A 12,801-nucleotide genomic window follows, 5' to 3' on the forward strand; every position below is an offset into this window, starting at 1 on the left:
CGCGCGGCGGCGGTGGACCATCCACCGAACGACGCCGGGGGTGGGCCCAGCGCTGACCTCGACCGTGATGGGATAGGGGCATGGGCGAGAGCGACCTGCTGACACTGTTGGTGGTTCTTTTCGGCGTGCCTCTCGCCGCATGGGCTGGCATCCGGATGCTGCGGGACCGCCGCCACCGTTAGCTGCGCTCAGGTCGACCGTCGGCGCTCGGCGACCCACTCTCCGGTGAAGGTCAGCGCCAGCACCCCGAGGGTCACGCCCATCGCGCCCGCCAGGGCGCCGGCGCCCTGCGCGGCGGCCAGCGCGGTGACGAGCACGAGGATCGCCACGAGCGGCGCCATCGGCACGAAGCGCCGCCGGTAGACCCGGGCCGCCGGCCCCATCCCGGTGAGGTCCAGCTTCCGCGCCCGCCGGGCGAGCACGAAGCTCCAGCCGAGGAACACCACCGTCAGCAGGACGATCAGCAGCTTCGCCATCAGCCCAGACCCTAACGGCCGTGGGCCCAAGGACCACCGGGCCCGGCAGCAACGGACAGGGCGGGTCGGCCGTCGGCGGGAGGACGAAAGTCCCTGCCCGAAGGGCCCCGTGCCGGTAGACCATGGGGCCGTCGCGAGGAGGGAACCGTCATGAACGAGCAGGGACTGCCGCGGATCGTGGTCGCCGTCGACGGCACGGAAGGGAGCACGGGCGCGCTGCGCTACGCCGCCGGGCGGGCCGCCTCCCGCGGGTGGCCCCTCCACGTGGTCCACGCCCTGCCGGCGTACGTCGCCATGACGCCCTCGCCCCCGTACCTGCGCGAGGACCTGGTCCCGACCGGGGAGGCGATCCTGGCCCGCGCCGCGGAGCTCGCCTCGGACCTGGCGCCGGAGGTCACGGTGACGACGGAGCTGTCCACGAGCGATCGCGTCCCGGCCCTGGTGGCCGCAGGCGACGACGCCGAGATGCTGGTGCTGGGCCAGGAGGGGCGACACGGCCTCTCGCGCGTGCTGATCGGAGCCACCGCGGCCGTGGTGGCGGCCCGGACCCGGTGTCCGCTCGTCGCCGTGCCCGGCGACTGGCAGCCCGACGCCGCCCACGGCCTGGTCGTGGTCGGCGTGCGGTCCGAGCAGGACGCCGAGCGGCTGCTCGCCCGGGCCTTCGACGAGGCCGTCACCCGGGGAGCCGGGCTGCGGTTCGTCCACACCTGGGACCTGCCGAACCCGTACGCAGACCGGATCGAGGGGCGTACCCACGGGACGGACTGGCGCGCCTCCGGCGAGGCCCACCTCGAATCCCTGCTGGCACCGTGGCGCCGCGCGCACCCCGAGGTGCCCGTGGAGGTGAAGGTGCTGCACGCCCAGGCCCGTGCCGCCCTGGTCGAGGAGTCGCGGGACGCCGACCTGCTGCTCGTGCTGCGGCACCGGTCCCACCTGCTGCCCGGCTACCACCTGGGCGGTACGGCGCGCGCGGTGCTCGCGCTCGCCCCCGTGCCAGTTGAAGTCGTCCCGCCCGAGCTGTCGAGGGAGCACTCCGTCGAGCAGCCGCTCGAGCAATCAGCCGGTCGCGCGTGGAGGCAGGTGCCTCCGGACCCGAGGAGGTCGTGATGGCCCAGCACGTCGCCGGACGGGCTCAGCCCGTCGTGTCAGCTCAGCGTCCCGGGCAGGCGGGTCCTCCGCCGCAGACCACCGCCGGACTCGCGTTGCCGGACCTGGTGGCCCTGGTGGTCGGCTCGATGATCGGCAGCGGCATCTTCGCGCTGCCCTCCCAGATGGCCGGCAGCGCGGCGCCGGGTCCGCTGCTGATCGGCTGGACCATCACCGGCCTCGGCATGCTGATGCTGGCCTTCGTCTTCCAGACCCTGGCGCGTCGCAAGCCCGACATCGACGGCGGCGTCTACGGGTACGCCCGCGCCGGCTTCGGCGAGTACATCGGCTTCACCTCCGCGTGGGGCTACTGGATCAGCGCCTGGGTGGGCAACGTCGCCTACCTGGTGCTCTTGATGTCGACCCTCGGCTACTGGTTCGGCGGCTTCGAGGGAGGCACGACGGTGTCGGCGGTCGTCGGGGCCTCGGTGCTCCTGTGGTTCGTGCACGCACTCACCCTCAGCGGCGTCCGCAACGCGGCCCTCGCCAACGTCGTGGTCACCGTCGCGAAGGTGATCCCCATCCTGACCTTCATCGCCATCGCCGCCGTCGGCTTCGACGCCGGCCTGTTCACCGCCGACTTCTGGGGCGACAGCGCCGGAATGGGCGGGACGATGGACCAGGTCGAGAACATGATGCTGGTCACGGTGTGGGTCTTCATCGGCATCGAAGGTGCAGCCGTCTACTCCCAGCGCGCTCGCGACCGTCGGGACGTCGGCGTCGCCTCGGTTGTCGGCTTCCTCGGCGTCCTGGCCCTGCTGCTGGCCGTGAACCTGCTGTCCTACGGGCTGATGGCGCAGGCCGACGTCGCGGGACTCTCGGACCCGTCGATGGCGGCGCTGCTCGAGAACGAGGTCGGCAGCTGGGGCGCCGGGTTCATCTCCGCCGGGCTCGTCGTGTCGCTGCTCGGTGCGCTCATCGCCTGGGTCCTGCTCGCGGTGGAGATCCTGCGGCTGCCGGCCCTCGACCGCGTGGTTCCCCGTGCCCTCTCGCACGAGAACCGGCAGGGGGCGCCGGCCAGCGCCCTGTGGCTGACCAACCTCTGTGCACAGGCCCTGCTGCTCTGGACCCTGGTCAACGAGAACACCTACACCGACCTGGTCTACCTGGCCACGTCGCTGATCCTGCTCCCCTACCTGTGGTCCGCGGCGTACCAGGTGAAGCTCGCCGCGACCGGCGAGACCTACGAGTCGGGTCGCGGGCGCAGCCGTGACCTGGCCATCGGTGCGGTCGCGCTGGCGTACGCCGTGTGGCTGGTCTACGCGGGCGGGTGGCAGTACGTGCTGGTCGCAGGCCTGTTCTACCTCGTCGGCACCGGCCTGTTCGTGTGGGCCCGCCGGGAGAACGGGGAGCGGATCTTCACCCGCGCCGAGCTCGGCGTCGCCGCGGTCGTCGCCGGCCTCGCGGTGGCGGCGGTCGTCGGCCTGGCCCAGGGGTTCGTGACCGTATGAGCACCCAGGACCGCACCGCCCCGCGGGTCGGGGTGTGGTCCGAGGCCGGGCGGCTGCGACGGGTGCTCGTCTGCTCGCCCGGGCTGGCCCACCTGCGGCTCACCCCGGAGAACTGCGACGAGCTGCTCTTCGACGACGTCATCTGGGTGAGCCAGGCGCGGCGCGACCACTTCGACTTCGTCGACAAGATGCGCGACCGCGGCGTCGAGGTGCTGGAGCTCCAGGACCTGCTCACCGACGTCGTCGCCCATCCGCAGGGGCGCGCCTGGATCCTGGACAGGCGGATCACGGCGGCCCAGGTCGGCGACGGGATGGTCGACCCGGTGCGCGAGTGGCTGGACGAGCTCCCGGCGAAGCAGCTGGCGGAGCACCTGATCGGCGGCCTCACCTTCAGCGAGGTCCCCGCCGACGTGGGCGGTCCGTTCCTCGCCGCCTTCCGTGGCCAGGAGGCCCATCCGTTCCTGCTGCCCCCGCTGCCCAACACCCAGTTCACGCGGGACAACTCGTCGTGGATCTTCCGTGGGGTCACCCTCAACCCGATGCACTGGCCGGTGCGGCGTCAGGAGACGCTGCTGACGGCCGCTGTCTACCGCTTCCACCCGGCCTTCGCCTCCGAGGAGTTCGACGTCTGGTTCGGCGACCCCGACCAGCAGCCGGTCGACTCCGGGGCGGCGACCCTCGAGGGGGGCGACGTGATGCCCGTCGGCCACGGCACGGTGGTCATCGGCATGGGCGAGCGGTCCTCGCAGCAGGCCATCACCCAGGTCTCCCGCAACCTGTTCAAGGCGGACGCGGCCGAGCAGGTGCTGGTCGCCGGGCTGCCGCGCACGCGGTCGGCCATGCACCTCGACACCGTCTTCACCTTCTGCGACCGCGACGTGGTCACCGCCTTCAGCCCCGTCGTCGACCAGATCCGCACGCTGACCATCCGGCGCGACGACGCGAGCCACGTCGGCATGGACGTGACGGTCGAACGGCGCTCCTTCGTCGAGGTCGTCGGGGACGCCCTGGGCCACCCGCTGCGGGTCGTGCCCACCGGCGGCGACGGCTTCGGCGCCCGGCGCGAGCAGTGGGACGACGGCAACAACGTGGTCGCGCTCGAGCCCGGCGTCGTCATCGGCTACGACCGCAACACCCACACCAACACCCTGCTGCGCAAGGCGGGCGTCGAGGTGATCACCATCGACGCCAGCGAGCTGGGACGCGGCCGGGGCGGTGGTCGGTGCATGACCTGTCCCGTGCTGCGGGACCCGATCGACTGAGACCGGCCCTTCCGACAACGCACGGGCGCACCCGACCGTCCGGTGTGCTCAGGCGTCGAGCGCCTCGACGTCGACCTCGTAGGCACCCTGCACGATGAAGTCCTTGCGCGGGGCGACCTCGGAGCCCATCAGCAGGTCGAAGACCCGGGCGGCCTCGTCGGCGTCGTCGACGGTGATCCGGCGCAGCGTGCGGTGACGGGGGTCCATCGTGGTCTCCGCCAGCTGGTCGGCGTCCATCTCGCCCAGACCCTTGTAGCGCTGCACCGGGTCCTTCCAGCGGACGCCCTTCTTCGACAGCTCGGCGAGCTTTCGCTGCAGCTCGTCGTCGGAGTAGGTGTAGACGTACTTGTCCATCCCCTTCTTGGGGTTGGACAGCTCGACCCGGTGGAGGGGCGGCACGGCCGAGTAGACCCGGCCGTCGGCGACGAGCTCGCGCATGTACTTGAAGAACAGGGTGGCGAGCAGGGTCCGGATGTGGGCGCCGTCGGAGTCGGCGTCGGCCATGAAGATCACGCGGCCGTAGCGGCGCGCCTCGACGTCGAAGTCACGCCCGGAGCCTGCCCCGACCACCTGCAGGATCGAGGCGCACTCGGCGTTCTTCAGCATGTCGGCCACCGAGGCCTTCTGGACGTTGAGGATCTTGCCGCGGATCGGGAGCAGCGCCTGGAACTCGGAGTTGCGGGCCAGCTTGGCGGTGCCGAGTGCCGAGTCGCCCTCGACGATGAACAGCTCGGTGCGCTCGTTGTCGGTGGCCCGGCAGTCGGCCAGCTTGGAGGGCAGCGCCGAGGACTCCAGGGCGTTCTTGCGGCGCTGGGTCTCCTTGTGCTGGCGCAGGGTGATCCGGGTCTTCGCGGCCCCGGCCACCTTCTCCATCAGCCGCTTGGCCTCGGCCTTCTCGGCGCGCTTGGTGGAGGTCAGGAACTTCTTCAGCTCCGCCGCCACCACCTTGCGGACCACGGAGCGGGCGGCGGGCGTCCCGAGGATCTCCTTGGTCTGGCCCTCGAACTGGGGCTCGGCGAGCCGGACGGTGACCACGGCCGTCATGCCCTCGAGGACGTCGTCCTTGATCACGTCGTCGTCGTTGACCTTGAGCGCCTTGGTCGCCCGCATCGCGTCGTTGAACGTCTTGGTGAGCGCGGCCTCGAACCCGCTCACGTGGGTGCCGCCCTTGGGCGTGGCGATCACGTTGACGAACGACCGGACCTCGGTGTCGTAGCCGGTCCCCCAGCGCAGCGCCACGTCGACGGTCAGCTCGCGCTCGACCTCCTGGGGGGTCATGTGGCCCTGCTCGTCGAGCAGCGGCACGGTCTCGGTGAAGGTGTCGGAGCCCTGCAGCCGCAGCACCTGGGTGACCGGCTCGTCGTGGGCCAGGAACTCCACGAACTCGGCGATGCCGCCGTCGTGGCGGAACTTCTCCTCGGTGGGACCGCCGCCCTCGGGGCCGGTGTCGCGCTGGTCGCGGATCACCAGCTCGAGTCCGGGGACGATGAACGACGTCTGCCGGGCACGGCCGAGCAGCCCCTCGAACTCGAACCGGGCGTCCTTGGTGAAGATCTGCCGGTCCGGCCAGAACCGGATCCGGGTGCCGGACCTGCCCTTGGCGACCCGCTTGCCCTTGCGTGTGAGCCCCGACTTCGCCGTGAACGACCCGGCGGGGCCGTCGCCGTCGAACACGCCGGGGACCCCGCGGCGGAAGCTCAGCCCCTGCTGGGACGGCGACCGGTCGACGTCGATGTCCATCCGCGCGGAGAGGGCGTTGACGACCGAGAGGCCGACGCCGTGCAGGCCACCGGTCGCGACGTAGGAGCCGCCGCCGAACTTGCCGCCCGCGTGGAGCTTGGTGGCGACCACCTCGACGCCCGGGAGGCCGGTGCGCGGCTCCTTGTCGGTGGGGATGCCGCGACCGTCGTCGTACACCTCGACCGAGTCGTCCGGGTGGAGGGTCACCTCGACCTGGTGTGCGGAGCCGGCGAGCGCCTCGTCGACGCCGTTGTCGATGATCTCCCAGAGGCAGTGCATGAGACCGCGGGTGTCGGTGGAGCCGATGTACATGCCGGGCCGCTTGCGCACCGCCTCGAGGCCCTCGAGGACCAGGAGGTGTGCGGCGTTGTAGGTGTTGTCGGCGATGGCTGCTGCTCCGTCTTCCCGGGTGTGCCGCGGAAACCATCCGCGGCCAGGTGCTGCTCCGAATCTACCTGCGACACGCCGGACGCCGACGCAGGCACGCCTGCCGGTGCCGACCCGTGCCCGGGACTACCGTGGATCAACCGCGGACATCCACAGCAGGGAAACAATCGGCCACCGGTTCGGTCGTTTCGCAACCGTGGGGCCCGCACCCGCGTCACACTCGTCACCACGCAGCACCGCACCGCAGGACAAGGGTCGTCCTCACCGGCGACCGGGCCCTCCCAGGGCCCGGACCCTCCGCCGGAGGGATCGGCTCCCGTGATTGGATCAGGACGTGTCGGGGGACACGTAGCAGCGGGAATCTTTGGCTCCCGCCACTACGTTGGACCACGTAGACCGGGCAGAGACCGACCGAGGAAATGAGGCCGAAGTGACCACTGCCGTTGCCCCTGGTGCATCCCAGCTCAGCGCTGCTGACCGCTGCGACCGCTGCGGTGCCCAGGCCTACCTCCGCGTCGAGCTGCAGGCGGGCGGGGAGCTGCTCTTCTGCGCCCACCACGCGCGTGAGCACGGCGACCGTCTCCGTGAGGTGGCCGCGGCCGTCCATGACGAGACGCACAAGCTCGTCGACACCCCGCCCAGCGCTCCCGACGACGAGCGCTGACCAGACCTCACGACGGCCCCGGACCCGACGGTCCGGGGCCGTCGTCGTCCCCGGGCCACGCGGCGCCACCGCCCGCCGGGGGTGTGGCAGGGTGACCGCGTGAGCGCGCTCGAGGTCGTGGTCGCCCTGGCCATCGCCGTCGGCGTGGTCGGTGTCGTCGTCCCCCTGCTGCCGGGCACCCTGCTGGTCGGCGCCGCCCTCGTGGTGTGGGCGCTCGAGACCGGCGGGCGCACCGCCTGGACGGTGGTCGTGGTCGCGCTCGCCCTGCTGGTCACGGGCGCGCTCCTGAAGTACCTGGTGCCCGGACGTCGGCTCACCGCATCCGGGGTGCCCGCACGCACCCTGTGGGTCGGCGGGGCGCTGGGGGTGGTGGGCTTCTTCGTGGTCCCGGTGGTCGGGCTGGTGCTCGGCTTCGTGCTGGGGGTGTACGTCGCGGAGCGGGCCCGCGTGGGCGGGCGGGAGGCCGGCGCCTCCACCATGGCCGCCCTGCGGGCCGTCGGGCTGAGCATCCTGATCGAGGTGGTGGCGGGGCTGCTCGCGGCGTCCGTCTGGGTGGCGGGCGTCGTCCTCACGTGATCGCGGTCATCCTGTCGCTGCTGTCGGCGACCGCCTACGGTCTCTCGGACTTCGTCGGCGGCGTGCTGTCCAAGCGGGCCAGTCCGTGGAGCGTCGCCCTGGTGGGCCAGCTCGCCGGCGCCGTGCTGGTGCTGGGCCTCACCACGGTCACCTCGGGCACCCCGACGGCGGCGCACCTGGGCTGGGCCGTCGTGGCCGGCGTCGGCAACGGGCTCGGCACGGCGTTCCTCTACCGCGGCTTCGCGTCGGGACGGATGGGCGTGGTGGCGCCGGTCTCGGGCGTGGGAGCCGCGCTGGTCCCGGTCGCCGCCGGCCTGGCCGGCGGCGAGCGCCCCTCCGGCCTCGTGTGGGTCGGCATCGTGGCCGCCCTGCCCGGGATCTGGCTGGTGGCCCGCGAGCCCACCGCCCCCGGGTCCGCGGGGGCACCCGCGGCTGCCAGCGGGCTCGTGGACGGCGTGTGGGCAGGACTCGGGTTCGGATCGCTGTTCGCGGCCCTGGGGCAGATCCCCGACTCGGCAGGCTTCTTCCCCCTCGCCCTCAACCAGATGGTGGCCGCGGCGGTCGTCGTGCTCGCCGCGGTCCTGCTCCGCGCCCCGTGGGTGCCGCGGTCCCGGGCCGCGGCGGCGGGCGTCGTGACCGGCGTTCTCGGCACCCTCGCGACCGGGGCCTTCCTGCTGGCCAGCCAGCAGGGCCTGCTGACGGTCACCTCCGTCCTCGCCTCCCTGTACCCCGCGGTCACCGTCGTGCTCGCGGCCACCGTGCTGCGCGAGCACGTCCACCGGCCCCAGGCGGTGGGGCTGCTCCTGTGCGGCGTGGCCGTGGCGTGCGTGGCCGCGGGCTGACGCCGCGTACTGTTCCCGTCATGAGCGACAGCCAGCCGACTCCGGCCGATCCCGGGGCTCCTCGCCATCCGTCTGCCGAGGACGGCGCGCCCGACGGCGCCGCCGCGCCCGACCAGACGCCCGCGGCGCCCGAGGCCGGCACGTCGACCTCCCGGCGCGACCCGCTGCGCGGCTCCCGCACCAGCGGCGTCTGGCTGGCGGTCGTCGCCGGTGGGGTCATCCTGGTGCTGCTGATCATCTTCATCGCCCAGAACACCGACACCGTCCGGATCCGCTTCCTCGGCTGGGAGGGCGAGACGCCGCTCGCGGTGGCCCTCCTGATCGCGACCACCGCCGGGCTGTTCCTCGCCGCGGTCGCCGGCAGCCTGCGGATCCTCCAGCTGCGGCGCCGGGTACGCCGGGACAAGCGCTGATCCTCGTCGAACACGTGTTCGATACGATCCGTCCATGGCGGCGGGCGGCATGCGACGACGGACGTCGGGCACCCTGGCCGATCGCGTCGCGGGCGCACCCCGCCCGCCGGCGCCTCCCCCGGTCAAGCACTGCTGGGTGACCGGCCCCACGGGCCGGCTCCCGGGCCTGCTGCTGGCCTGGCGACAGGGCCCCGACGGCTGGCAGGGCCGGGTGGTCCACCTCGTCCTGGAGCCGTCCGGCTGGGTGCTGGTCGAGGAGTGGCTGCCGGCCGGCGTGCTCGCGGGGACCTGAGCGGGTCGGCGCGACCCGGCGTCAGGTCGGCCGGCCCGAGGCGACCCACTCGGTGAGGTCACGGCGGCCGAGCAGCCAGTCGGTGACGGGGTGGTCGGCGTCGGCGGCGTCGCGCATGCGCAGGCCGATCCGCACCTCTTCGGGCTTGCCGAAGCAGCCACGGCGTGCGGTCAGCACCACGACGTCGCGTCGCCACCGGTAGTCGGCGTCGTGGCGGCAGCGCACCGGGCGGTCGCCGACGTACCGCCAGTTGCGCATCCGCCACATCACGAAGTCGCTCCCGCTGAACAGCGGGGGGCCCACGGACCGTTCGGGACCACGGGCGTCCGGGTCGCTGTCGACGTACACGGTGAGGCCGGCGTGGGCGCGCCGCCGGAGGTCGGGGAAGGTCACCCGGACGTCCACCCGGCGGGCGGTGTGGGCGACCCGGACCTCGAGGATGTCGGTGCGGGAGGTGGCCCGGTCAGGGCCGTCGTCGACGACGACCGACGCGGCCTGGGCGGCCGGCGCCGCGACGAGGAGGGCCGCGACGGCCACCGCCGTCCTGGCGGTCCGGCTGGGCTGTCGGGTCATGGTGGCGTCTCCGGGGTCGGTGGGATTCCCTGGGCGTGACGGCGTCGCGTCTTCCCCGAGGCTGGCAGGCCCGACCCCCGGTCACCTCAGCGACTCGCCGTAGGACCGAGCCGCGCGCACCCGCGGAGCGTGCGGACGTCGGCGTCGAATTCCGTCGCCTCGGCACCCGTCACCGGTGCGGGCAGACCGTCGCTGCCGATCCTGCTCCCCTCCCAGCTGGAGTCGACGACGCGCGCACGTCCGTCGGGTGAGCGCGGGGGCTGCACGGTGAGCGTCAGCACCCCTGTCGCGGGGGTCGACTCCGTCGACGGCGTGTACCACGCGTAGTTCCCCAGCCCGTACGCCACGTAGCCCGCACCCAGTCTTCCGTCGCCCTGCAGCAGGTGGGCGTGGCTGCCGACGACGATGTCGCCGCCCGCCTCGACGAGGTCCGAGGCCAGGGAACGCTGGGCTGCGCTCGGGCACGGCTCCCCCTGGACGCCCCAGTGCATGTAGACGACCACGACGTCGGCGGACCTGCGGGCCCTGACGACGGCACGCAGCAGCCGACTCGGGTCGAGGGCGTCGGCGGTGCCCGGCGAGTCCTCCGTGGCGGCCCACTGCCCGGTGGGGTCCGCCGTGGGGTCGGTGTCGGCCACGGTGGCCCCGAGGGTGGCCACGACGGTGCCGTCGACCTCGTTCCGTGCCGGACGGAAGGCGCCGTCGGCGTCCCGGCCGATCCCGACGACCGTGAGTGCCGGATCGGACGCGCGGGCCCGCGCGATGGCGCGGAACGCTCCGGGCAACGGGGACCGGCCGAAGTCGAGGGCGTGGTTGTTGGCCATCGTCGCGACGTCGATGCCCGCAGCGGCGAGGGCGGTCAGCGCCGCCGGTGGCGCCTGGAACGTGAACCGCTTCCCCGGCTCGGGCCGGCCACCGGTCCCGAGCGAGGTCTCGAGGTTGACGATCGCCACGTCGGCCGCAGCGAGCGTGTCGGTGGCGGGGGCCAGGGCCGTGGCGGGCCTGGCGAGGCGGTCCCGCAGCACGCCCTCGAAGTGGACGTCCCCGGCCACCGCGATGGTCACCGGGCCGCGCGGTGCGCGAGTCGGCTCGAGGGTCGGGGGAGGCTCGACGGTCGTCGTCGGGGCGGGAGGCGACGCGTCGGCCGCCGGTCCTGCGTCCGGATCCTGCGTGGAGCAGGCGACACCGGCCACCAGTGCCGCGGTACCGACCACCGCGGCGGCTGCCCGTCGTGTCATGGGCGCGGTGCCAGCCAGGCGAGCAGCAGCCGTCCGGTCCGCTGCAGCTGCGCGCGGTTCACGACGGCCGGTCGGTCGGCCGGCGAGTGGTAGGCGGCGTACGACGTGGAGCCGAGGCGGGCGCCGGGCAGCCCGGCCCGGACGAACGACCAGTGGTCGCTGCTGCGCTGGAACGGGTCGCCGTACGCCGGGACGCCGGCACGCCGCGCCGCGTCCAGCAGCTCCCGCTGCACCGGGTCGGTGTCACCGGCGGAGCCGACCGGCACCGTCGCGCCCACGCCCACCCGGTCGAGCGACACCATCCCCCGGAGGGCCCGCCGCTCCGCCGGCCCCATGGCCGCGACGTAGGCGCGCGAGCCGTAGTGGTGGTCGTCGTCGGTCTCGCCGCGCGGCTCCTCGGAGCCGAACGCCACCCAGGCCACCGGGAGCCGGGTGCGTGACTCGGCGGCCGCCGTCGCGGCGGCCAGCACCACCCCGACCCCGGACGCGTTGTCCTCGGCCCCCGGGGCCTGCGGCACCGTGTCGAGGTGGGCGCCCACGACGAGGTGCGGCTCGGTCGGGTCGAAGCCGGGCGGCGTCGCCACCACGTTGACCGACTCCCCCGCCGGCACCGGCACGCCCCACGACACCCCGCCGGGTGTCGGGAACCGCTGGCGCGAGACCCGGTAGCCGAGCTGTCGCATCTCCCCCGCCACCCAGTCGGCCGCGCGGGTGTAGGCCGGACTGGTGCCGGGCCGGGGGCCGATGGTGCCGGCGAGGTGGCGCACCACGGCGTACGCCGCCTCCTCGTCGAAGGCGCGCGGCCGGACCTCCGGCGGCTCCGGGGTGACCGTCGTCCCGCCACGTGGCGTGGCCGACGCAGTCGTGTCGCCGGGAGACGACGCACTCGGCGACGGCCCCGGGTCTGCGCGTCGCTCCGCGTCGGGCCCGCTGCACGCGGCCAGCAGGACCAGCGCGAGGCTCGCCAGCATCCGCCACATGGTCCGAGGGTAGGACGGCGACCCTCACCCGGCGCAGGGAGCGTCAGCCCCGCCGCGGGGGTGTCGGTCCGCGTCCGCGACGCGCTGGGCCTCGCGTGCGGCGCTGCGATAGGCCACCACCTGGCTGCGTCTCTCACGCCAGCCCTCCAGCCACAGCTGCATGGCCTCCTCGGTGGTCATCTCGCCGTGCCGGAGCATCTCCAGGTGCCGGACCTGGGTGCGCCAGGTGTGCAGGGCGACCGCCGCACGCCGCAGCTCCTGGTGTCCGGCCTCCACCACGGCGGCACACGCGCGGAGCTCGTCGGACACGGGTCCGACGGGCCTCGGGCACCGCGCCGCCGTCTGCTCGAGGAGGCGCTGCGCGTCGGCGAACGCGGCGAGGCTCTCGGCGGCCCCGGTCCGCGTCCGGTCCCAGAACTCCTGGGCCTGCTCGACCGTGATCACGCCGAACGCCAGCTTGTTCATCAAGCCGATGTGGACCTCCCACTGGGACATGGCCGGTGGCGCCCACCAGAGCGACCAGGCCTCCGCGCTGTACATCTCCGCGCAGCGGCCGAGCGGGCCACGGTCGGACATCGTGTCGTCCCCACGCGCCACGTGCCGTGTGCGTTCCTGCCCTGCGGCCTGCTGTGCCCGATCGGCCCCGGAGTCGCCCGGGCTCCACCACCGGCCCATCCAGAGCACCAGCAGGAACCCCAGCAGGACCGCGCCCACCAGAGGAGCCAGCGAGCGCCCGGAGGCGCGCAGCCGAGCCCGCGCCG

Annotated in this window: 14 protein-coding genes; 8 read left to right on the forward strand and 6 right to left on the reverse strand. The window is 73.6% G+C overall.

Annotated elements, in window-relative coordinates:
• Positions 1-188: 188 nt before the first annotated feature.
• Positions 189-476, reverse strand: coding sequence for a hypothetical protein (locus ACQ1X7_RS13020; RefSeq protein WP_432478627.1), 288 nt, complete (start codon positions 474-476; stop codon positions 189-191).
• A gap of 150 nt (positions 477-626) precedes the next feature.
• Here ACQ1X7_RS13020 and ACQ1X7_RS13025 point away from each other — a divergent pair, with 150 nt between their 5' ends.
• From ACQ1X7_RS13025 to ACQ1X7_RS13035, 3 genes are read left to right on the forward strand one after another with little or no spacing between them, the layout of a single operon-like run.
• Positions 627-1,583, forward strand: a complete 957-nt coding sequence (locus tag ACQ1X7_RS13025) for a universal stress protein (protein WP_432478628.1) — start codon at positions 627-629, stop codon at positions 1,581-1,583.
• The gene (gene arcD, locus ACQ1X7_RS13030; protein WP_432478629.1) at positions 1,583-3,073 is read left to right on the forward strand and encodes an arginine-ornithine antiporter; all 1,491 of its coding nucleotides are present in this window, start codon (positions 1,583-1,585) and stop codon (positions 3,071-3,073) included. The genes ACQ1X7_RS13025 and arcD overlap by 1 nt, the downstream gene beginning before the upstream one ends.
• A complete protein-coding gene (locus ACQ1X7_RS13035) occupies positions 3,070-4,335 on the forward strand; it encodes an arginine deiminase (RefSeq protein ID WP_432478630.1) in 1,266 nt (421 codons plus the stop codon). The genes arcD and ACQ1X7_RS13035 overlap by 4 nt, the downstream gene beginning before the upstream one ends.
• 48 nt (positions 4,336-4,383) lie before the next feature.
• Here the strand turns inward: ACQ1X7_RS13035 and ACQ1X7_RS13040 are convergent, their stop codons facing one another.
• Positions 4,384-6,462 (reverse strand): DNA gyrase/topoisomerase IV subunit B, encoded by a 2,079-nt coding sequence (locus ACQ1X7_RS13040; RefSeq protein ID WP_432478767.1) that lies wholly within the window; start codon positions 6,460-6,462, stop codon positions 4,384-4,386.
• Positions 6,463-6,892: 430 nt separating this feature from the next.
• Between ACQ1X7_RS13040 and ACQ1X7_RS13045 the strand changes: the two genes are divergently transcribed.
• The 5 genes from ACQ1X7_RS13045 to ACQ1X7_RS13065 all read left to right on the forward strand — a co-directional run bounded on the left by ACQ1X7_RS13045 (position 6,893) and on the right by ACQ1X7_RS13065 (position 9,249).
• Positions 6,893-7,126: a DUF7455 domain-containing protein gene (locus tag ACQ1X7_RS13045; protein WP_432478631.1), complete on the forward strand. Its 234-nt coding sequence runs from the start codon at positions 6,893-6,895 to the stop codon at positions 7,124-7,126.
• Positions 7,127-7,225: 99 nt separating this feature from the next.
• Entirely contained in the window at positions 7,226-7,702 is a 477-nt protein-coding gene (locus ACQ1X7_RS13050; RefSeq protein WP_432478632.1) for a DUF456 domain-containing protein, read from the forward strand.
• Positions 7,699-8,544, forward strand: coding sequence for an EamA family transporter (locus tag ACQ1X7_RS13055; protein ID WP_432478633.1), 846 nt, complete (start codon positions 7,699-7,701; stop codon positions 8,542-8,544). The genes ACQ1X7_RS13050 and ACQ1X7_RS13055 overlap by 4 nt, the downstream gene beginning before the upstream one ends.
• Before the next feature lie 20 nt (positions 8,545-8,564).
• The gene (locus ACQ1X7_RS13060; protein WP_432478634.1) at positions 8,565-8,957 is read left to right on the forward strand and encodes a LapA family protein; all 393 of its coding nucleotides are present in this window, start codon (positions 8,565-8,567) and stop codon (positions 8,955-8,957) included.
• 34 nt (positions 8,958-8,991) lie between these two features.
• Positions 8,992-9,249 carry a hypothetical protein gene (locus ACQ1X7_RS13065; protein WP_432478635.1) on the forward strand — a complete coding sequence of 86 codons (258 nt, stop codon included), beginning with the start codon at positions 8,992-8,994 and terminating at the stop codon, positions 9,247-9,249.
• Positions 9,250-9,270: 21 nt separating this feature from the next.
• Here ACQ1X7_RS13065 and ACQ1X7_RS13070 read toward each other — a convergent pair whose 3' ends face one another.
• The 4 genes from ACQ1X7_RS13070 to ACQ1X7_RS13085 form a co-directional block, all read right to left on the reverse strand.
• Entirely contained in the window at positions 9,271-9,822 is a 552-nt protein-coding gene (locus tag ACQ1X7_RS13070) for a hypothetical protein (protein WP_432478636.1), read from the reverse strand.
• Between the two features lie 86 nt (positions 9,823-9,908).
• Entirely contained in the window at positions 9,909-10,886 is a 978-nt protein-coding gene (locus ACQ1X7_RS13075) for a CapA family protein (protein WP_432478637.1), read from the reverse strand.
• 170 nt (positions 10,887-11,056) lie between these two features.
• Positions 11,057-12,040, reverse strand: a complete 984-nt coding sequence (locus tag ACQ1X7_RS13080; RefSeq protein ID WP_432478638.1) for a M28 family metallopeptidase — start codon at positions 12,038-12,040, stop codon at positions 11,057-11,059.
• Between the two features lie 24 nt (positions 12,041-12,064).
• Positions 12,065-12,754 carry a hypothetical protein gene (locus ACQ1X7_RS13085; RefSeq protein ID WP_432478639.1) on the reverse strand — a complete coding sequence of 230 codons (690 nt, stop codon included), beginning with the start codon at positions 12,752-12,754 and terminating at the stop codon, positions 12,065-12,067.
• Positions 12,755-12,801: the final 47 nt, after the last annotated feature.

Source organism: Nocardioides sp. GXQ0305 (assembly GCF_050880345.1).
Classification (GTDB): Bacteria; Actinomycetota; Actinomycetes; order Propionibacteriales; family Nocardioidaceae; genus Nocardioides.

What these genes read in the sequence shown, in the direction of transcription:
- ACQ1X7_RS13035 (WP_432478630.1), top strand. Translation starts at nt 3,070, where the DNA reads ATGAGCACCCAGGACCGCACCGCCCCGCGGGTCGGGGTGTGGTCCGAG.
- arcD (WP_432478629.1), top strand. Translation starts at nt 1,583, where the DNA reads ATGGCCCAGCACGTCGCCGGACGGGCTCAGCCCGTCGTGTCAGCTCAG.
- ACQ1X7_RS13020 (WP_432478627.1), bottom strand. Translation starts at nt 476, where the DNA reads ATGGCGAAGCTGCTGATCGTCCTGCTGACGGTGGTGTTCCTCGGCTGG.
- ACQ1X7_RS13070 (WP_432478636.1), bottom strand. Translation starts at nt 9,822, where the DNA reads ATGACCCGACAGCCCAGCCGGACCGCCAGGACGGCGGTGGCCGTCGCG.
- ACQ1X7_RS13060 (WP_432478634.1), top strand. Translation starts at nt 8,565, where the DNA reads ATGAGCGACAGCCAGCCGACTCCGGCCGATCCCGGGGCTCCTCGCCAT.
- ACQ1X7_RS13065 (WP_432478635.1), top strand. Translation starts at nt 8,992, where the DNA reads ATGGCGGCGGGCGGCATGCGACGACGGACGTCGGGCACCCTGGCCGAT.
- ACQ1X7_RS13025 (WP_432478628.1), top strand. Translation starts at nt 627, where the DNA reads ATGAACGAGCAGGGACTGCCGCGGATCGTGGTCGCCGTCGACGGCACG.
- ACQ1X7_RS13080 (WP_432478638.1), bottom strand. Translation starts at nt 12,040, where the DNA reads ATGTGGCGGATGCTGGCGAGCCTCGCGCTGGTCCTGCTGGCCGCGTGC.